The 21392-nt window shown below is 35.6% G+C and carries 20 protein-coding genes; 7 read left to right on the top strand and 13 right to left on the bottom strand.

The annotated features are described in order from the left end of the window. Window positions 1-30: 30 nt before the first annotated feature. The 10 genes from ACKXGU_RS12230 to ACKXGU_RS12185 all read right to left on the bottom strand — a co-directional run bounded on the left by ACKXGU_RS12230 (window position 31) and on the right by ACKXGU_RS12185 (window position 10804). A complete protein-coding gene (locus ACKXGU_RS12230; protein ID WP_463465571.1) occupies window positions 31-657 on the bottom strand; it encodes a hypothetical protein in 627 nt (208 codons plus the stop codon). Between the two features lie 94 nt (window positions 658-751). Continuing rightward, window positions 752-1414: a hypothetical protein gene (locus ACKXGU_RS12225; RefSeq protein WP_463465570.1), complete on the bottom strand. Its 663-nt coding sequence runs from the start codon at window positions 1412-1414 to the stop codon at window positions 752-754. 78 nt (window positions 1415-1492) lie between these two features. Then, a complete protein-coding gene (gene mdh / locus ACKXGU_RS12220) occupies window positions 1493-2419 on the bottom strand; it encodes a malate dehydrogenase (RefSeq protein ID WP_463465569.1) in 927 nt (308 codons plus the stop codon). A 76-nt stretch (window positions 2420-2495) separates the two neighbouring features. Further along, a complete protein-coding gene (locus ACKXGU_RS12215; RefSeq protein ID WP_463465568.1) occupies window positions 2496-3482 on the bottom strand; it encodes a DUF6588 family protein in 987 nt (328 codons plus the stop codon). Beyond that, window positions 3475-5412 (bottom strand): DNA topoisomerase (ATP-hydrolyzing) subunit B, encoded by a 1938-nt coding sequence (gene gyrB, locus ACKXGU_RS12210; RefSeq protein ID WP_463465567.1) that lies wholly within the window; start codon window positions 5410-5412, stop codon window positions 3475-3477. Before gyrB ends, ACKXGU_RS12215 begins: the two co-directional genes overlap by 8 nt. A 287-nt stretch (window positions 5413-5699) precedes the next feature. Continuing rightward, window positions 5700-6734: a bestrophin family protein gene (locus ACKXGU_RS12205; protein WP_463465566.1), complete on the bottom strand. Its 1035-nt coding sequence runs from the start codon at window positions 6732-6734 to the stop codon at window positions 5700-5702. Window positions 6735-6816: 82 nt separating this feature from the next. After that, window positions 6817-7524 (bottom strand): lysostaphin resistance A-like protein, encoded by a 708-nt coding sequence (locus ACKXGU_RS12200; protein ID WP_463465565.1) that lies wholly within the window; start codon window positions 7522-7524, stop codon window positions 6817-6819. Between the two features lie 23 nt (window positions 7525-7547). Next, window positions 7548-8117 carry a magnetosome magnetite crystal formation protein family gene (locus tag ACKXGU_RS12195; protein ID WP_463465564.1) on the bottom strand — a complete coding sequence of 190 codons (570 nt, stop codon included), beginning with the start codon at window positions 8115-8117 and terminating at the stop codon, window positions 7548-7550. A 198-nt stretch (window positions 8118-8315) separates the two neighbouring features. Next, window positions 8316-9977, bottom strand: a complete 1662-nt coding sequence (asnB, locus tag ACKXGU_RS12190) for an asparagine synthase B (RefSeq protein WP_463465563.1) — start codon at window positions 9975-9977, stop codon at window positions 8316-8318. A gap of 194 nt (window positions 9978-10171) precedes the next feature. Then, a complete protein-coding gene (locus ACKXGU_RS12185; RefSeq protein WP_463465562.1) occupies window positions 10172-10804 on the bottom strand; it encodes a 7-carboxy-7-deazaguanine synthase QueE in 633 nt (210 codons plus the stop codon). A 103-nt stretch (window positions 10805-10907) separates the two neighbouring features. On the opposite strand from ACKXGU_RS12185, the gene ACKXGU_RS12180 reads away from it, so the two are divergent. From ACKXGU_RS12180 to ACKXGU_RS12150, 7 genes are all read left to right on the top strand, one after another. Next, complete coding sequence (locus ACKXGU_RS12180) at window positions 10908-12446, top strand: helicase HerA-like domain-containing protein (RefSeq protein WP_463465561.1); 1539 nt, start codon at window positions 10908-10910, stop codon at window positions 12444-12446. A 24-nt stretch (window positions 12447-12470) separates the two neighbouring features. Next, on the top strand, window positions 12471-13019 hold the full coding sequence (locus ACKXGU_RS12175; RefSeq protein ID WP_463465560.1) for a hypothetical protein: 549 nt from the start codon (window positions 12471-12473) through the stop codon (window positions 13017-13019). Between the two features lie 13 nt (window positions 13020-13032). Then, complete coding sequence (locus tag ACKXGU_RS12170; protein ID WP_463465559.1) at window positions 13033-14007, top strand: YitT family protein; 975 nt, start codon at window positions 13033-13035, stop codon at window positions 14005-14007. Window positions 14008-14011: 4 nt separating this feature from the next. Further along, entirely contained in the window at window positions 14012-14377 is a 366-nt protein-coding gene (locus tag ACKXGU_RS12165; protein ID WP_463465558.1) for a cupin domain-containing protein, read from the top strand. After that, a complete protein-coding gene (locus tag ACKXGU_RS12160; RefSeq protein ID WP_463465557.1) occupies window positions 14374-15198 on the top strand; it encodes an alpha/beta fold hydrolase in 825 nt (274 codons plus the stop codon). The genes ACKXGU_RS12165 and ACKXGU_RS12160 overlap by 4 nt, the downstream gene beginning before the upstream one ends. Before the next feature lie 14 nt (window positions 15199-15212). After that, window positions 15213-15974, top strand: a complete 762-nt coding sequence (gene rluF, locus ACKXGU_RS12155; RefSeq protein WP_463465556.1) for a 23S rRNA pseudouridine(2604) synthase RluF — start codon at window positions 15213-15215, stop codon at window positions 15972-15974. Window positions 15975-16047: 73 nt separating this feature from the next. Then, on the top strand, window positions 16048-16614 hold the full coding sequence (locus ACKXGU_RS12150; RefSeq protein ID WP_463465555.1) for a hypothetical protein: 567 nt from the start codon (window positions 16048-16050) through the stop codon (window positions 16612-16614). Between the two features lie 11 nt (window positions 16615-16625). On the opposite strand, the gene ACKXGU_RS12145 is transcribed toward ACKXGU_RS12150, so the two are convergent. From ACKXGU_RS12145 to ACKXGU_RS12135, 3 genes are all read right to left on the bottom strand, one after another. Further along, the gene (locus ACKXGU_RS12145) at window positions 16626-17504 is read right to left on the bottom strand and encodes a bifunctional 5,10-methylenetetrahydrofolate dehydrogenase/5,10-methenyltetrahydrofolate cyclohydrolase (RefSeq protein WP_463465554.1); all 879 of its coding nucleotides are present in this window, start codon (window positions 17502-17504) and stop codon (window positions 16626-16628) included. A gap of 45 nt (window positions 17505-17549) precedes the next feature. Then, the gene (gene ffh, locus ACKXGU_RS12140) at window positions 17550-18878 is read right to left on the bottom strand and encodes a signal recognition particle protein (protein WP_463465553.1); all 1329 of its coding nucleotides are present in this window, start codon (window positions 18876-18878) and stop codon (window positions 17550-17552) included. A gap of 125 nt (window positions 18879-19003) precedes the next feature. After that, a complete protein-coding gene (locus ACKXGU_RS12135) occupies window positions 19004-21340 on the bottom strand; it encodes a LamG domain-containing protein (protein WP_463465552.1) in 2337 nt (778 codons plus the stop codon). Between the last annotated feature and the right edge of the window lie 52 nt (window positions 21341-21392).

Genomic DNA, 21392 nt, shown 5'->3' with positions numbered 1-21392 from the left:
TTTTAAGATTATTTGAAAAGGGAAGATAGATTATGAATTCCCAAAGTGAGCAGGTCCAGCTCTAACTTCTGGAAAAACATAAGATGGGTTACTAATTGTATTTTCTACATAACACCATATCCTAAAAGCAACTTTTTGGTTATCACAATCATTATTAAGTTGTAGTCCGAAAAAAGTAAACCAAGAATTTGGATCATAATATCGGTCTATTTCAGATTTTTTGACCAAAACACAGTTGTCAAAGCCAGAATTGGATTGATGCGTGTTTTGTATTTCATAGATATCTAAATCGAAATCAACCTCGTTGGAATTTGATGAATGATCACCATTTGTCTTATTGGGCTTAAATGCAAAATCAAGATTTAATTTCATTTCATTAAAAAGCACCTCTTTTACGCTAGCAATATCAGCCCTGCTGTAATACGTGATTTTTAACTTGTCCTCATCTTGATTACTGATATTAATATTTTCAACACCTAACTCCTGTAATTTTATTTTTACAATTTGAATAGTGCTTTGAGCCTCATTCGATGAAGGCTGGACATCATTGAAATGAAAAACGATTTCCTGATTGGCCTTGTGAGTTTGCTGTTGGCTAACAACACCCAAACAAGTCAAAATCAGGATTAAAATACCGATATGTATTTTTGTTCTCATGCGCCAAATATAAAAAAATAAAGACTGTATTGCTACAGTCTTTATATATAATGCATAATTTACAGGATTAGCTGTAAATATGAGTTACTTCATCTTAAAAACCCATTAACTTATCGGTTTTTTCATAACCTTCTTCAGGAGTCATTTCAAATTTTTCATCAGAAACGGTTTCCTTTTTAATTTCTGTCACTTCGTGGGTAACTTTAATATTCATGCCCATTTGTGACATAGTCATTTCCATATAAAGCGGAAAACCTTCCACTTTAGTACCCATTTGAACTGCTTGATTGGAAATGGCTGAAATTTTATCAGTCACAAACATATCCATTTTAACCTCCGCTCCATCTTTTGACACAGTCAAGTTGTATTCTTGACATTCATAACCTAAAACAGTTTTAGTTTCATCTCCCTTTTCAATAGTGACATCTTTCATGTCTTCCTCTCCTGGCTCCATACTTTTTGTCATGTATTTCTTGCCAACCATTTGATTATCCATCATTATCAACATTTCTTTAGTGTCGGCATTCATAATAGTAATGGAGTTTCCGGACATTAAATTAAAAGTTTCAGAACGTGTCTTATTGTTTTTAAAGTAAGTTGTTGTCAACACGTCACCTATCATCGCTAACTGTGCTTGCATTTGTTCATTGTCACTAGACATGGTTTGCTTTGACTTTGCTATACCCTCGGATATTGCTTCTTGAGCAAATGATGACAAGCTTAATACACATACTAAAACAAAAAGTATTTTTTTCATTTGATTTGTTTTTAAAATTTATTGAATAATTGAAGTTGTTTTAGCGTTAGTATCACAACTTGCATTTTTGTTACTAAATTACAGTTCTAAAAGTCCGTTAGTTTTTCTAACACCTTCTGCACTTGTTTGTAAATGCTCTTTTTCAGCATCACTTAAATCAATTTCAACAACCTTTTCGATACCATTCTTACCTAAAATCACAGGAGCTCCGATGCAAATATCATCTAAACCATATTCGCCTTCCAACAATGTAGAGCAAGGGAACAATTTCTTTTGGTCACAAGCTATAGCCTGTACCAAGCCACTAACAGCAGCACCTGGCGCATACCACGCTGATGTTCCTAATAATTTTGTTAATGTAGCACCACCAACTTTGGTATCCTCTTTAACTTGATTCAATCTATCTTCAGATAAAAATTCAGAAACCAATACACTATTTCTGGTTGCCAAACGTGTTAAAGGTACCATCCCAACATCACTGTGACCACCAATTACCATGCCATCCACATCACTGATAGGTGCTCCCAAAGCTTCGGCTAAACGATATTTAAAACGTGCAGAATCTAAAGCACCACCCATTCCGATAATCTTATGTTTTGGTAAATTGGTTGTTTTATGAACCAAATAAGTCATAGTATCCATAGGGTTACTCACTACAATAATGATTGTATTTGGAGAGTGCTCAATTAAACTAGATGATACTGATTTTACAATACCAGCATTAATACCAATCAACTCCTCACGAGTCATACCTGGTTTTCTAGGAATACCAGAAGTAATGACGCAGATATCACTACCAGCGGTTGCTGAATAATCATTTGTAATTCCTGTAATTTTGGTATCAAATCCGTTTAAGGAAGCGGTTTGCATTAAATCCATCGCTTTACCTTCGGCAAAGCCTTCTTTGATGTCCAGTAAAACAACTTCACTGGCAAAATTTTTAATGGCAATATATTCTGCACAACTAGCACCAACTGCTCCTGCTCCAACTACTGTAACTTTCATGATAATTTATATGTTTTTTGTTATTGATATTTTTTTGCAAATGTATGAATTTGAATACGATTAAGGGATCGAAACTCTAATTAATATTGTAACTAACTCCCATGTTTAAATTAGCGTATTGACCTAAAGTCAACATCGTATTTAGAGAGAAATCCTTTATTCTGTAATTGACATTTAAATCAAACTTAATATTAGTCTGGGTTTCCTCTAAAGATTTCAAAGAATCATTCAAATAACCTAAAACATCAATAAAATCCTGTTTATTGGAACCACCAACTTCGTAATTAAACTTTGTCGAAGCCAATCCAATGGCTGTTGAAAAATCAAATTGTTTCACCGATTTGGAAGCCACTAAATTGAAACCAAAAGAATTCCCCTTAACCTTTATGGCATTGATGGTTCCCAAAATCAAATCGGCTTCATTAAATTCATCTTCAACATAATAGTTTGTATAGGTTGACAAAACACCAAAGTAAAAACGTTTCTCTCTTAATGATTTAAACCAGGCGCCAATATTATGAGACAATCCAACCCCGAATGAACTATATTTAGTTTCATTAATATTTATATTAGGTGCAAAACGAGCTATTAAATTTGTGTTCTTTAAAACACCAACTGCAACTTGTATTTGACCATGTTTAACTGTTTCTTGCCCAATTCCTTCAGGCGAATCAAACTCAAAAGTTTCTTCACCAATATGACCCTCTAGAACCACAAAATTATCGCCTCCCAATGCTGTTGGAATTTCTGCAGATGTTGAGGCTCCCTGAATCCCTAAATTTTGTAATTCAGACTCATTCACTAAAAGGTTCTTTTCTTTGTTAGGAATGAACAGCAAATTATATTGCAAAGAAATTTCTACATCAAATCTATTTTTAGGAGTAAAATTAGTATACCAACCACCTGACGATTGATAAACCGACGCATCAGCTGCTGGTGAAATATATTTTTCAGTTAGAAAAATTAAATCTTGAGTGACTGCCTCTAGGTCATTCTGAAAACCTTCAAACTGCGAATACCCAAAAAATGGACAAAAGCAACATAGCAAAACGATCTTACGCATCGATATTGGCGTAAATGGCATTCTTTTCAATAAATTCTCTTCGAGGTGGCACTTCGTCACCCATAAGCATTGAGAAAATTCTATCGGCTTCACTACCGTTATCAATATTCACTTGCCGTAAAGTTCTGAATTCCGGATTCATAGTTGTATCCCATAATTGTTCAGCATTCATTTCCCCAAGACCTTTGTATCGTTGCACACTGACACTTCCTCCAAATTCTTCAGCAACGGTATCTCGTTCTTTATCATTCCAAGCATATTGTTTTTTATTTCCTTTTTTAACCAAGTATAGTGGTGGTGTTGCAATGTAAACATGACCATTTTCAATCAATTCACGCATGTATCTAAAAAAGAAAGTCAAAATTAAGGTCGCAATATGACTTCCATCAATATCCGCATCACACATGATAACAATCTTATGGTAACGAAGTTTTGAAAGGTTCAAAGCTTTACTATCTTCTTCAGTCCCGATAGTCACGCCAAGTGCGGTAAAAATGTTTTTAATCTCTTCGTTCTCAAACACCTTATGGGTCATGGCTTTTTCAACATTTAAAATTTTACCACGTAATGGTAAGATAGCTTGAAAAGCACGATCACGTCCTTGTTTGGCTGTACCACCTGCCGAGTCACCCTCAACCAAGAACACCTCGCATTTTGCTGGATCCTGTTCTGAACAATCACTTAATTTACCTGGCAAACCACCAATGCTCATAACCGTTTTACGTTGCACCATCTCACGTGCCTTTTGAGCAGCATGACGGGCTTGAGCAGCTAAAATTACTTTTTGAACTATGGTTTTAGCATCATCCGGATGTTCTTCCAAATAATCGGTAAGCATTTCTGAAACCGCCTGACTCACTGAAGCTGACACTTCTCTGTTACCCAATTTGGTCTTCGTTTGCCCTTCAAATTGTGGCTCTGCCACTTTAACAGAAACAATAGCCGTTAAACCTTCACGGAAGTCATCACCAGCAATATCGAACTTCAGTTTATCCAACATTCCCGATTCATCGGCATACTTTTTAAGAGTATGAGTCAATCCACGACGGAATCCAGAAAGATGCGTTCCGCCTTCATGCGTGTTGATGTTATTTACGTAAGAATGTAAATTCTCGGCATAAGATGTATTATAAACCATGGCGACCTCAACTGGGACACCATTTTTTTCACCTTCAAATGCAATAACATCTTGCATTAAGGGTTCACGGTTACCATCAAGAAATTTTACGAACTCTGGCAGACCATTTTCGGAATGGAATGTTTCGCCTTCAAAAGATCCATCATCCTTTTTATGTCGTCTATCAACCAAATGTATGGTTATGCCCTTATTAAGGTAAGCCAATTCACGCATTCTACTAGCCAAGGTGTCATAGCTATACTCTAAAGTCTGTGTAAAAATGGTTGGATCTGGCTTAAAGGTTACCGTGGTACCTCTTTTATCAGTATCGCCGATTTGCTTTACAGGATAAAGTGTTTTTCCGCGCTCATATTCCTGCTCCCATACCTTACCATCTCTGTAAACTGTTGCTTTTAAATGTTCAGATAGTGCATTAACACAACTTACCCCAACACCATGCAAACCACCAGATACTTTATAGGAGTCCTTATCAAACTTACCACCTGCACCAATTTTGGTCATAACAACTTCTAATGCTGAGACACCTTCTTTTTTATGAAGGTCCACAGGAATACCACGACCATCATCTTCAGTAGTTATGGAGTTATCTTCATTTATGGTTACAGTGATATTATCACAATGTCCAGCCAAAGCTTCATCAATGGAATTATCTACAACTTCATATACTAAATGGTGTAATCCTCTTACACCAACATCTCCAATATACATAGATGGACGCATGCGTACATGCTCCATACCCTCTAGCGCCTGAATACTGTCGGCTGAATACTGTTTTTTATTTTCTTCACTCATGAATTATATCTTTAAATCTTAATTTTTTACAATAAAAAAATGACGCCTGCGCATCATTTTTGGATACTTACAAATATACGAATAAATAAAGCTTATTGAAAGCGTTTCAGTAAGTTTGATTGTTTTTTATTAACATTTGTTGATTACCAGAAAGTGTCTTAAATGGTCTAAAAAATACCTTAAATTGAATTTCGATTGATTTTTGTGAGAGTTTCAAAGGTCAAAAATTCCAAAATGTCTTAAATCGTTTATTTTACATTTCATTAATTTAATAATAGACACAAAAACTACATCAAAATTCCATTTTTAGATTCAATGCTTGGCGGCAAATCAGTTTCCCCCAGCATCTGTCGCAAATCTATTTCTATCACTCGACATAAAGATAACATAGGAATATCATTTGCCATACTTGAAAATGGATTCTCGGAATAATCCCCTACTAGCTCCATAGCTACATATACCCAACCTATTAATACAACTACGGGAACAGCCAGCCACAATCCTAAATTACCAACATCCATCATTTCTGGAATCAAACTAAAAGGCAAAAGAACAATAAAAATACCTATAAAATACCGACTCATATTAGCATACTGCCTTGGCAAAGGAAACTTTTTAATACGTTCATTCTTACCTTGAAGCTCATAAAAAGTTCGAAGCACATTTTCCAATTCCATATGACGAAAATCATCTATCAGGCCTTCTGCCCTTAATTCCTTCAAATCCCTTGATTGTTCATTGATAATTTGGGTGGCAGTGTTTACGGCACTTACCAAGCGATCGTGCTCTTCTGACTGCAAAAATGTACTTAAATTACTTCTAGTTTCATCATCATCTATTAGGCCGACTCCAAATTTTTGCTGAAATTTTTCAGCTACTTTTTTGTAATGCCCCGATTGATTAATATGCTCCCAAGAGGTTGATACCAACAATTGACTCCTGTGCGCATACAGCCAAGCTATATGACGATAAATCAAGCGTTTTTTGATTGTATGAATTTCGTCATCCGATTTTTTATTTTCGGCAAACAAATTAGTGACAAAACCATCTACCATCATTCCCCAAGTACGACTATCGTTAACTATACCACCCCAAATTTTTCGAGCCTCCCAAAGTCTATCATAGGACTGATTATTTTTAAAACCAACATAAAAAGCCACCGCAGTACCAATAACAGAAATAGGTACCCAAGGAATTTTAAAATCTAAAACATTGAAATGGTATAGCAGTGCTATGGATCCCATTAGCGGAATTAACCATAGAAAATGACGCCCAGTAAAACCTAGCATCCTAGAGAAACTAATATTTTTAGTAACAATCATAATTCAGTTTTTAACTTTAGTTTTTTTAACCTAAAGCACAACTCTAATTTAGGATATTTTTTACAAACGTTTTGGAAGATTTTTAATGTGGGCTTGATTTAATTATAAGTGTTGATTTAATTAAATAATTCACAAAGATTAATGTAACAATTGATGGCAGGAGCCCTTTGCCCAGATTAAACAAAACCCAGCTCCAATCCTCAAGAGACGTTTTTGACAACTCAACAAAAATCAACTCACCATAAGGATACGACTCATAAAAGAAGGTCATTAAAAAGTTATAACCCAAATGAAAGCCTAAACCCAACATTATTGACTTGGTTTTATGAAATGTATAGGCCCAAACATACCCAGTAAATCCCGTTACCAAAATAACATATGCGATTGGGATTACTCCTTCAGCCATCATACCGTACGAGAACACATGATAAACACCGAAACAAAACGCAGACAACAAAATAGCTTTTTTTGGACCAACTCTTTGAATCAACACATACAAAATTGCTCCTCTAAAAACTAAATCTTCGGTTAAAGCCGATCTTATATGATAAATGAAAGATTGGAAGATTAAACTGTAATCAATAGTCTCCTTTTGTTTCCACTCAACATTTAAAATATATGTTTCAGCAGCAACCATCAAAAGACACAGAAGCATCATAAAAACAAGCCCAATAAAGAATTGAAACAGTCTATTTGGGTAAGGAATAATTCCTAAAACATCGATGTTTTTTTTCTCAATAAAGCGTAAGAGGGCCCATGAGATTACTATTATTATTAATAATCCTAACATTTTAAATACGTTTTAAATTAAGGTTAGACCTCTTTTGGTTTCAAAAAAGGAATTGATAATGGATACTTACAAGTACCTGTTTGTAGTGATCTTGATATATTATATATCGTGGTGATAATACCAAAAAGCACAATCGCTCCAGAAATAAAAAAATTATAACCTGGAATAATAAAAAATGACAGTAATGACAAAATGAACAGCAAGGTAATTGTCCCATGAAAATTTACAACAGCTCTACCATGCCCATCATATACCTTACTATCTTCAGCTTTATGAATCCAAAGAAAAAGTGGAAACAAAATACTTCCAAAGGGGATAATTAATCCTAAAAAAGGAGAACCGTGAAGTAACAACATCCATTTACGTTGTATAACTTCCTGATTTGGATCTTCTAGAATGAGTAACTCATCAATCTCGATTTCAAGACCAGCAGCCAATAGTTTTACCGTTTGAAGATGTGGCTGTACGTCACCTTTTTCTATACGCTGAATGGTTCGAACTGTAACAGTAGTTTTGTCAGAAAGTTGTTCTTGCGTATAACCTTTTAATTTTCTTTGATAGGTTAAATTTTCGCTTAAAGAATTTTTATTCATTTCGATTATTTTTCTGATACAAATCTACTGTAAGCAGTTGGTTTTTAACACGACATTTAAATGTCATCTATATGTCATATCCAGTAAATATAAGGGTTTTGAATGATTGTGATTCCATTTTATATCCAGTACCATTAAAAAAAGAGGCTGATATAAATACCAACCTCAATTTATTTAGACTATTAATTATAAATCAATCTAATAGGCGTCTGTATGCACTTTTGCAACCGCTCTTCCACTAGGGTCGTTCATGTTTTTAAATGCTTCATCCCATTCCAATGCTATTTTGGTACTGCAGGCCACACTTGGTTCTTGCGGCACCGATTTTGCTGCAGTATCACTAGGGAAATGCTCCTCAAAAATAGAACGATAATAAAACTCTTCTTTGTTTTGCGGTGTTTGAATTGGAAATCGAAAATGAGCATTTGCCATTTGCTCATCAGATATTTCCTTATTAACCATATCTTTTAAGGTATCAATCCAGCTATAGCCAACACCATCACTAAACTGTTCTTTCTGTCGCCAAGCCACGCTTTCTGGAAGATAGCTTTCAAACGCTTTACGAACCACCCATTTTTCCATACGATCTCCATTAATCATTTTATCTTGAGGATTAATAGACATGGCCACATCCATAAATTCCTTGTCTAAAAAAGGCACCCGACCTTCAATACCCCAAGCAGCCAAGCTCTTATTAGCACGCAAACAATCGTACATATGCAGCTTACTCAACTTCCTCACAGTTTCTTCATGAAATTCTTTGGCATTAGGTGCTTTATGAAAATACAGATAGCCACCAAACAATTCATCAGCACCTTCGCCAGATAATACCATTTTTATACCCATAGACTTTATTACGCGCGCCATTAAATACATTGGTGTACTAGCGCGTATTGTTGTAATATCATAAGTTTCCAGGTTGTAAATCACATCACGAATGGCATCTAGTCCTTCTTGGATCGTAAATTTAATCTCATGATGCACCGTCCCTATGTGGTCAGCCACTTTTCGTGCTGCTGCCAAATCAGGAGAACCTTCCAAACCAACAGAAAACGAGTGTAATTGAGGCCACCACGCAGCTTGTGTATCGTCAGATTCGATTCGTTTTTCAGCGTACTTTTTGGCAATTGCGGAAGTGACAGAAGAATCCAAACCACCAGACAATAAAACGCCATAAGGTACGTCGCTCATTAACTGGCGATGCACTGCATCTTCCAATGCTTTTTGTATTTTTTCTATACTGGTTTCATTCTCTTTAACAGCTTCATAATCCGTCCATTCACGATTGTACCACTTAACAAACTTCCCATCTTTACTAGACATGTAATGACCTGGAGGAAACAATTCTATTTTTGTACAAACCCCTTCTAAAGCTTTTAACTCGGAAGCCACATAAAACGTTCCGTTTTGATCCCAACCTATATATAACGGGATAATTCCCATGTGATCTCTAGCCACAAAATACTCGTCTTTCTCAACGTCATAGATTGCAAAGCCAAATATACCGTTCATCTCATCAACAAAGTCAACACCTTTTTCTTGATAAAGAGCTAAAATAACTTCGCAATCACTTTCAGTTTGAAAGTTGTAATTTGGAAACTGCTTGCGTAACTCCCTGTGATTATAAATTTCGCCATTAGCTGCTAAAATCATTTTTTTATCATCACTAAAAAGTGGTTGCTTACCTGAAGCCGGATCCACTATAGCCAATCGTTCATGAGCCATTATTGCTTTCTCATCACTATAAATCCCACTCCAATCCGGACCCCTATGACGAATTCGTTTTGCCATTTCCAGAATTTGAGGTCTTAAATCATCTGACTTTTGCTTTAAATCAAAAGCACATACTATTCCACACATAATATCTATATTTTAAATATAAATCAAAAATGACACTATATATTATATAATTAAATCATAAAATTAAATTTAATTACACATTATAATTAATTAATGAGTTTAGATTAAAATTATAAAATTAATTAATAGTATATTATCCTAGACAATTAAAAAAAGTAAGATTATCAAAAAAAAATAAGAAGCGAAGGCTTCTTTTAAGGTATATTTAAATATTTATGCGTTTGTAAAGATACTTTCCATTTAGGATTAGCCATAACATAATCCACTATTTCAGGAACAACCTTATCACGTTTACTCCATTCGGGCTGCAAAAATAATTTGCAATGACTATTCACTTTATCAGCTTGTTCTTCAGCAAACTTAAAATCACTTTTATTGTAAACAATCATTTTAAGTTCATGGGCTTTAGCATAGATTTCTTCTGTAGGTAATTTTAATTTTTTCGGAGACAAACAAATCCAGTCCCAAGTACCCGTTAATTTGTAAGCTCCAGAAGTTTCAATATGAGTTTTGACATTTTTCGCTTTTAATTGAGCAGTCAACTCGGTCATATCCCAAGTTAAGGGCTCTCCACCAGTCACCACTATCGTGTCACTGTATTTTACAGCATTCTCGACTATTTTATGTGTTTCAGTTGGTGGGTGTAATTCAGCCAACCAACTTTCTTTCACATCACACCAGTGACAACCCACATCACAACCACCAATTCTCACAAAATAAGCAGCCGTACCTTTGTGATAACCTTCTCCTTGAATGGTATAAAATTCTTCCATCAAAGGCAATAATAACCCCTTGCCTATCAGCTCTTGTCTTTCGCTTCTTGTCATAGCCCACAAAGATAACTCTCTGATTTTAGTTTCCTGTAAAATTGTTGAAAAGATTTTCAAGGGTATTGCACCAAGATTAGTATTTTTATGAAAATTTTTGAAAATGAGCAGACAGGAAGAATTCTTTAAGCATATAACTGAAGGTAATACCAATAAAGGCGAATATATAACATTAGGCTCTGCCATGTTAGATGGCAAAACCGTTAAAAATGCTTATGTGAATGTTCCTTTAAAAACTATGAACAGACATGGTTTAATTGCTGGCGCAACTGGGACTGGAAAGACCAAAACATTACAGGTATTGGCAGAAAATTTAAGTGAGAAAGGTGTTCCAGTTCTGTTAATGGATATTAAAGGTGACTTAAGCGGGTTGGCTAAACCGAGTCCAGGACATCCAAAAATAGATGAACGTCATGAAGCCATTGGCTTGCCTTTTGAGCCCAAATCTTTTCCTGTTGAAATATTAACATTGTCGGAACAAGACGGAGTCAGGCTTCGAGCTACAATAAGCGAGTTTGGTCCCGTATTAATATCCAGAATTTTAGATGTAACCGAAACGCAAGCAGGTGTTATTTCGGTGATTTTTAAATATTGCGACGATAACAAATTGCCACTTTTAGATCTAAAGGACTTCAAGAAAATTTTGCAATATGCAACTAATGAAGGAAAAGAAGAGTTTGAAGAAGCCTACGGTCGAATTTCGACAGCCTCAACGGGTGCCATCTTGAGAAAAATAGTTGAAATTGAACAACAAGGTGGTGAATTGTTTTTTGGTGAAAAATCATTTGAGGTTGATGATTTATTACGAGTTGATGACGATGGTAGAGGCTACATCAATATTATTCGTTTAACGGATATTCAAGATAAGCCTAAATTGTTTTCGACATTTATGTTGAGTTTATTGGCCGAAATTTATTCTACTTTTCCAGAACAAGGAGATACTGGCAGACCTGAACTCATCATGTTCATAGATGAAGCCCATTTAATTTTCAATGAAGCTTCAAAAGCACTTTTGAGCCAAATTGAAAGCATCGTCAAATTAATACGAAGTAAAGGTGTTGGGTTATATTTTGTGACACAAAACCCTACTGATGTGCCTGAAGCCGTTTTGAGTCAACTGGGTCTTAAAGTACAACACGCATTAAGAGCATTTACAGCCAAAGACCGAAAAACCATCAAACTAACAGCTCAAAATTATCCAGACACCGAATACTATGATACGGCCGATGTTCTAACATCATTGGGCACTGGAGAAGCTTTGGTTTCTGCCCTAAACGAAAAAGGTAGACCTACGCCTCTGGCAGCAACCATGATGCGTGCACCCAAGAGCCGTATGGATATTCTAACTGATACCGAGTTAAGCAATTTGCTGTCTGATTCGAAACTCGTAAAAAAATACAATGAACAAATTGATAGGGAAAGTGCTTATGAACTGTTGAACCAAAAAATAGAACTAGCTGAAGCTGAAGAAGCAAAAGAAAAAGCCAGACAAGAACAAGAAGCTCTCAAAAAAGCGGAATCAAAAAGTAAGGCCAGAACAACAAAAAAAAGCACGCGAATGAACCCAATAGTCAAAGTACTGACGAGCGCTACCTTTATACGAAGTGTATTTGGTATTTTGACGAAAGTGATGAAAAAATAATAATATTTAAAACAGAAAAAATTAATGAACAAGTATATAGTCATCTTAATAATTGCCATAGCCTTATCTAGCTGTGCAAAAAAACAAGACCCATTTTTAATCAGTAAAAAAAGCATTGGTTTATTGACCGATTCAACCCAGGTAAAAGAACTAAAAACCATTTATGAAAAAGACTCATTGGTTTTTGTAAAGGAAACAAATAAATTTATTGATGACGGACGTGATATTGAATTATTTGATACTTCGGGTAAGCCATTATTGGTTTTAACACCCAATAAAGCTAATGACTCCACAGCGACCATAGAGACTATCAAAATTATGGATTCTCGTTTCAAAACTGCTAAAGGCTTATCAATATCAAGCACATTTGGAGATATTGAAAAAAACCATAAAATTTCAAGTATTCAAAATACTTTTAAAAATGTCGTTGTTTTTGTTAATGAAATCAACGCTTTCTTTACCATTGATAAAAAAGAACTTCCTGCTGAATTACAATTTAATTTAGATGCCAAAATTGAGGCCGTTCAAATTCCCGACAAAGCCAAAATCAAGTATTTTATGATAGGCTGGTAACAGTGGCTTCCCTATGAAATCATCAATAGTGTCTAAATTACTTGGCTTTATTGCCAAAAAGAAGCTTGAGGCCAAAACAACTTCAAAAGAAATCTCTCATAAGCAGATTGTTCCGCTTGTTAGGAATTTACGTGTCGAGCTGGATCACGCTATAAAAGAATATGTATTTATAATTATAGGGGTTTTCGCAGCTGGTTTTGGTTTGAAAGGATTTTTGCTTCCCAATAGGTTTATTGATGGTGGTGCCACTGGTATTTCACTATTGCTAGAAAATATAACCAACATTGAATTGGGCTTTCTGTTGATTTTAGTGAATATTCCATTTCTAATTCTGGGAGCCAGAACCTTTAATCTGAAATTTGCCGTTAAAAGTATTATTGCCATTACTTTTTTGGCAGTAGTCGTTCATTTTGTGGAATATCCGACAATAACGGAAGACAAACTACTCATTGCTGTATTTGGAGGTTTCTTTCTCGGTTTGGGAATAGGCATGGCTATGCGAGGAGGCAGTGTTATTGATGGCACCGAAGTTTTGGCAATTTATTTAAGCAGAAAGTTATCCATAACTATTGGCGATGTTTTACTACTTATCAATATCCTTATATTTTCATTTGGCGCCTATATCCTATCCATTGAAACCGCCTTATATGCTATTTTAACGTATCTTGCAGCTGCCAAAACAGTTGACTTTGTTGTAGATGGTGTTGAAGAGTATGTTGGGGTTACCATTATATCCAATAAACATGAAGAATTGCGCGTTATGATTATTGACAAATTAAGACGTGCTTGTACAATTTATGCTGGAAAAGGGGGTTATGGTACTAGCGGAAAAAGTTATGATAAAGACATTATATATACCGTTGTAACACGATTGGAATTGGCTAAATTACATACAGAGATTGATAAAATCGACAAAAAAGCATTTATCATAATGGGGTTAGTAAAAGACCTTCGCGGTGGGATGATTAAAAGAAAACCATTAAAATAAACTAATGAAAAAGTATATCGTTCAAGATAATCCTTTTGCGGTTCCAACTAGCGACGGCAAAATAATTAAAGAGCATTTTGGTTTAGCTTCTGCAGGTAATTCAGATATTAGTATTGCTCATATGATAGCTCCTGCCCGCTGGAGCGAACCTTTCCAAACTCCAGAGTTTGATGAATTCACTTTCATTATCAAAGGCAAAAAACAATTTAATATTGATGGTGATATTGTTGTTTTAAAGGCAGGACAATCCATTAAAATAGCAAAAAATGTTCGCGTACAATACTCAAACCCTTTTAAGGAAGCTTGTGAATATATAGCCATCTGCAAACCTGCATTTTCAATGGATTTAGTAAATAGAGAAAATCCATGATTATTATTCAGAAATTTATTGGCCTTTTCATTAATCTTATCAGTTTGATCTCTCGCAAACTTGCTGCCCGAATAGCCTTATTTCTATTCTCCAAACCTTTCAAAGGTCGCATTAATGAAAAACAATCTGATTTTCTGGGCACATCATTTCGTGAGGAAATAAAAGTTAATGATATTTCGGTAATGACCTATCGCTGGTTAGGTCATGGGAAAACGGTTCTATTAGCTCATGGATGGGAAAGCAATTCGGCGAGATGGCAATATTTAATTGAGCCATTAAAAAAATTAAAATATAATATCGTTGCTTTGGATGCGCCTGCGCATGGCCGATCGGGAAGCAAGCGGTTTAATGCCTTGCTATACGCTCAATTCATTCAACATGTAGCAAAAAAATTCAATCCTGATATTATTATTGGTCACTCTGTTGGCGGTATGGCTACGGCCTTTTCAAATATCAATCATGACAATTCAAAACTAAAAAAACTGATTTTAATTGGAGCGCCTTCAGAATTCACCGATGTTTTAAATCGCTATTTTAAAATGATGGGTTACACCAAACGCACTCAAAATGCCATTATCGACCTTATAAAAAAGCGTTTTAAAATAGATTCCATTTCATTTTCAACAGCCAAGCAATTGGCACAATTAAATGTTGAGGGTCTTATAATTCATGATGAGAAAGATGCCATTATCCCTTATTCAGATGCCGTATTGATTAATCAAAACTTCAAAAACAGTAGATTAATAACCACATCCGGTATGGGACATTCTATGGCACACGAAAGTATCTCACATCATATTTATGAGTTTTTGGAAGGTTAAGCTATCTTTGTCGTATGGATCAAAATTTAACGCGACTCAACAAATATTTAAGCGAAGCTGGCTATTGTTCTCGCCGCGAAGCCGATAAACTCATAGATGCTGGTCGGGTAACCATTAATGGCATCGTACCTGAAATGGGAACTAAAGTAGCGTCAGGCGACATTGTTCAGGTTGACGGAAAAAACATTAAGAATTCCAAAGAAGACTTTGTATATCTGGCCTTCAACAAACCTGTTGGTATTGTATGTACTACTGACACTCGGGTTGAAAAAGATAACATCATTGACTTTATTAATTATCCCAAACGTATTTTCCCAATTGGTCGATTAGACAAACCCAGTGAGGGATTAATATTCCTAACCGATGACGGCGACATTGTCAATAAAATATTGAGAGCCAGTAACAACCATGAAAAGGAATATATAGTCACCGTAAATAAACCTATCTCACAGACTTTCATACAACGCATGTCAAACGGCGTTCCCATTTTGGATACAGTTACTAAAAAATGCTACGTTGAAAAATTAGATACCCATACGTTTAAGATTATTTTAACCCAGGGCCTGAACAGACAAATCAGACGTATGTGTGAATATCTCGATTATGCCGTCGTAACCCTAAAACGGGTTAGAATTATGAATATTACTTTGGATGTTCCCGTCGGGGAATACCGAGAATTTACTCAAAAAGAAATCACAGAACTAAACAAATTGTTGGAAGATTCTTCTAAAACGTTTATTCCAAAAACACAAAGCAGACGTAAAAATTCAAATTGAGCAATTGTTAATTTAATACTAATTGGCAATTTTCTTCAAATTAAGAGTGGTAACTTCAGAAAAAGCAACCACTATGAAAACCATTCTTCTTATACTTTTAATTGTTCCTTTTTATTCTTTTTCGCAATATGAATATGCGCCAAATGAAGAATTCCCTTATGGCAGATCAAATCCAAACGCACCACAGCAAATAACAGACTTTACTGACCTAATAGGAAGTTGTAATTGTACTTCTACAACGAGAAATCAGGATAATACCTGGACGAAGCCTGAAGATATGATTTGGACCTGGAAATACATTATGAATGGTATGGCTGTTCAGGATGAAACTTTAAAGTCTGATGGGTCGCATTCAGGAAGTATCCGTCAATTTATAGCAGACAGTAGTCGCTGGTATGTGCATTACTACTCCTCCAAAACCCCTTCTACTAAATTGCCTACCTGGGAAGGCAACAAAAAGGAGAATGGTAATATTGTATTATATCGTGATCAAACTGCGCCTAATGGAACCGAAGGATTTTTCCGTTTAACCTTTTATGATATCAGCAAAACCGGTTATAAATGGGTTGGCGAATGGGTTGACAAAACAGAAACTGTTGTATTTCCCACTTGGAAAATAGACTGCAAGCGAGAAGAATAATCTTCTGGTGACTATTGATTATGAATTTCCCGAGCCAACAAGGTATTTTTCAATAACATGGCTATCGTCATAGGTCCTACACCTCCTGGAACAGGTGTGATGTAACTGGCTTTTTTACTAACATTTTCAAAATCCACATCACCCGTAATCACATATCCTTTTGGAGATGAATCATCCTGAACACGTGTAATTCCCACGTCAATAATCACGACATCATCTTTAACCATTTCAGCTTTCAGGAATCCTGGAACTCCTAACGCCGTTATAATAATATCTGCTTGAGAGGTGATTTGTGTAATGTTTTTTGTGTGACTGTGAGTTAACGTCACCGTTGAATTACCCGGAAATCCCTTTCTCCCCATTAAAATACTCATAGGTCTCCCTACAATATGGCTTCTACCAATCACAACCGTATGCTTTCCTTTGGTTTCAACATTGTAACGATCCAATAGTTCCAAAATTCCAAAAGGAGTTGCAGGAATAAATGTGGACATATCCAATGCCATTTTACCAAAGTTTTCTGGATGAAATCCATCCACATCTTTGGTTGGGTCTACCGCCATCAACACTTTTTGTGTATTAATTTGAGGCGGTAAAGGCAACTGAATTATGAAGCCATCAATATCAGGGTTTTCATTTAATTCTTCAATTTTATCCAACAATTCAATCTCACTTGTGGTGTTGGACATGCGAATCATTGTAGACTCAAAACCCACACGTTCACAAGCTCTTACCTTACTGCCAACATAGGTTAAACTAGCACCATCATTTCCCACAATTACCGCAGCCAAATGAGGAACTTTCTCCCCTTTTGCCTTCATTTTTTTTACCTCTTCGGTAATTTCATCCTTGATATCATTGCTGATTTTTTTTCCGTCTAAAATGGTCATCTGTTAAATTGAATTATTGGATTATTATAAATAAAAAAACATGAGTTACCTCATGTTTTTCATAGCTTGCATCATACGTTTTCCGCCACCACCTTGCATCATTTTCATCATTTTGCTCATTTGGTCAAATTGTTTCAAAAGCTGATTGACCTCTTGTACAGAAGTACCAGAACCTTTCCCGATACGCTTCTTTCTACTGGAATTGATAATTGATGGATTAGCTCGTTCTTTCGGTGTCATCGAGTGAATGATTGCCTCAATACCCTTGAAAGCATCATCATCAATATCAATATCTTTCATCATTTTTCCAGCCCCAGGTATCATGCCTATTAAATCTTTCATGTTACCCATTTTCTTAATTTGCTGAATCTGTTTTAAGAAATCATCAAATCCAAACTGGTTTTTAGCAATTTTCTTTTGAAGTTTTCTAGCTTCCTCTTCATCGTACTGTTCTTGTGCTCTTTCAACCAAAGACACCACATCACCCATTCCAAGAATACGATCCGCCATACGCGATGGATAGAATACATCTATAGCTTCCATCTTCTCACCTGTACCAATGAATTTAATTGGTTTGTTAACCACAGACTTAATGGAAATAGCCGCACCACCACGAGTATCGCCATCTAACTTGGTTAAAATAACCCCATCAAAATTTAAAACATCATTAAAAGCTTTTGCAGTATTAACAGCATCTTGACCCGTCATGGAATCCACAACAAACAAGGTTTCTTGAGGCTGAATAGCCTTATGAATGTTGGAAATTTCGGTCATCATTGCTTCATCAACCGCCAAACGTCCAGCTGTATCTATTATAACCACATTATGACCATTGGCTTTTGCATGAGCAATACCCGCTCGTGCGATTGCAACAGGATCCTGGTTTCCTTTATCGCTAAAAACCTCAACATTAATTTGCTCTCCAACAACATGCAGCTGATCAATCGCTGCTGGACGATATACGTCACAGGCAACCAATAATGGCTTTTTTGTTTTTTTGTTCTTTAAGTAATTAGCCAGTTTACCAGAAAAAGTTGTTTTACCAGACCCTTGCAAACCTGACATTAAAATAATGCTTGGGTTTCCGGAAAGGTTTATCCCTTCGGCATCACCACCCATTAATTCAGTTAATTCATCTTTTACGATTTTAACCATTAACTGACCTGGTTGTAGGGTTGTCAATACATTTTGACCAAGTGCTTTTTCCTTAACCGTATTGGTAAACTCTTTAGCAATTTTAAAGTTAACATCGGCATCTAAAAGCGCTCTTCTAACCTCCTTAAGTGTCTCGGCTACGTTTACCTCGGTAATACTACCATGACCTTTTAAGACGTGTAACGCTTTATCTAACTTTTCACTTAAATTATTAAACATAGAATTCTTGAAATTTTAAGAAATGCAAATTTAAGTATTTGTCCTGTATTTATAAAGTTAATTACCAATAAAAAAGCCATTGTTTCCAATGGCTTTCTCAAACATAAATTAACTAGAAATTATAATCAAAAGCATGTATAGCATTCTGCTTCTAAATTGTATAAGTCACCTACTTCATTATCACTTAAGGCACGTTTATAAACTCTTAAATCATCTAAATGACCTTGATAACCTTCTCCAATGAGATATTCAGAAGTTGGATCAGAACCAATGGTCAGATTTGAATTTTCCACAACATTTCTCAACGCACCATCTCTATAAAGTCTCACGGTGTTATTAGAATCGACAGTTACCGTTAGGTGATGCCAATCTGTATTATCCCAAGTAACATCCACTTCTTGATTCCAGTCATTATCCCATAATGTTGTACCTAAATTATCCCCAAATAATGGTGTATTTAAGTCATAGACGCCTAGATTAAAACCAACTGTTGCATTACCCGGTTTTCTAAAAAATATTTCTAAATCACCAGCCACTGAATTTTGCATTTTAAACCATACACTTATTGAAAAACTATCGCCTTGTACAATTTGATTTTCGGCTGTGACTGGAATAGAAATATTATCATTTCCTGTGAATCCAATCGCACAAGTAGTGTTTCCGGCTCTGTCAGTTACAAAATCATTGGTGATATTTTGTACAACATCGCCAGTAATTAAATCTTGAGCCTCACCCCCAAATGGCATGTAAATAACCAAATCATTGGTCAATACACCCGGATTGTCACAATTAGAACAATCCTGTTCCATAACCATAGTACTAGTGCTGTTTATAGCTTGCATAACCAATCTGTCATCCCGACAGTCCACTATCACCCAGCTTCCAGTTATAGCTTGTATATCAGGTCCAGCTACATTGCTAAATTCAACTATAGTACCTGCACCAGTTTGTGACGTAGACCACATGGATACTATGGTCAATCCATTACCGGTTATAACAACGGTACCATCAGCGTTGAAGTCTAAATCATAGACCATTAAATCAGTGCTGCCATCAAAGTTTATGACATTCCAAATACACTCAACTAAATAAGCATCAACTTCTTGTTCAGGACACGAACCACTACAATCTTCAACAATAAGTTCAATGGTGAACACTTCAAAATCACCATTAAGTGCTTCAATTCTTAAGTAAACAGTTTGCGGATTCGTCGTATTTACAAAAGCATTTGGTTCATCTATGGGATTTACATCAGCTTCGGCATTGGTCTGAGATATATGGAAAGACGGTGTAAAGTCAACATCACAAACAACATTACCAAGCACTAGTGTTTCTAACTCAAAAGTTGCAAATCCGTCATTGTCAAAATCACATGCTGTTACTGTGGTATTTCCAAAACAATCGAATGGTGTTTCATTACCTGAACAATCTTGTTCCAATTCTAGTGTAATAGTATTATCTCCTTCTCCTTGGGTAAATACTATTCTATCTCTTTCACAGCCTAATAAAGACCATTCACCATTTAATAGATTAAACGTTTCTAACCCAGCAATGGTTAACATATATCCTGAATTTGATTCTGTTAGAACCCATGAAGCTACTTCTGTTACGGCTGGCGTACCATTTACTATAACTTCGCCATTTGAATTGAAGTTCAAATAATTTTCATCGATGGCTTCTCCCGCAACATTAAATGTATATCCCACCATATCACACTCTACTAAATGCGCTTCCAATTCAGCCAGATTCATTCCACAATCCACTATAATATCATCCTCACAATTCTCATTGGCTGCATTAATGGCTTCTTCCAACTCTTGATTACCATTCACTTCAACGGTATCCCCATTTGCATAAACAAGCGTCACTGGAAAATTTAAACTAGCCAATACAGCACCTTGATTATCGGTTTCCAAACCTTCCAAAAAGACATACAATTCATAGTCATTATTAATTTCAACGGTATCAATGATTTGGAAATTCGTGTTGTAAATTGAGAACACTATTGGATAAACAAAATCCACACATTCTATCACCTCTTCATTTGCTACGCAGCTTTCAACAAAAGCATCCAGTTCTTCAAGAGTTTCAATAGTTATTTCGGTGTAATCATTTAAAATAATCGTAATGGGAAACAAAAACTCAATAGTATCCTCATTAGTATTATTTTCATCAAAAATGGCTTCAATCAAACTAAAATCATCTATAGACTCAATAGTCAAAGTGATACCATTGGCAATAATGGTGACTGGTAAATTAACTGTAAAACAGTCGCTACCATCCATGATATTATCAACGGTTCCATCATTGGCAGCCGTATGTCGCATTAAATTGGCCAAGGTAGAATTTGGCGCAATTGTTTCTTCTTGATTTGGAGGTGTTTCTTCGTTGGCTTCTTCCTGACATGATACGCCAACAAATAAAAGCATAAGCAGTAAGAAAAGTGATAATCTAAATTTCATAACGTGAATTTTATTGGTTATTTACAATATAACAGCTCAATTTAAAAATGTC

The organism is Hanstruepera sp. CR43 (genome assembly GCF_055227665.1).
The sequence above is the reverse complement of the archived record's forward strand: the minus strand, read 5'-3'. Positions and strand labels throughout refer to the sequence as shown.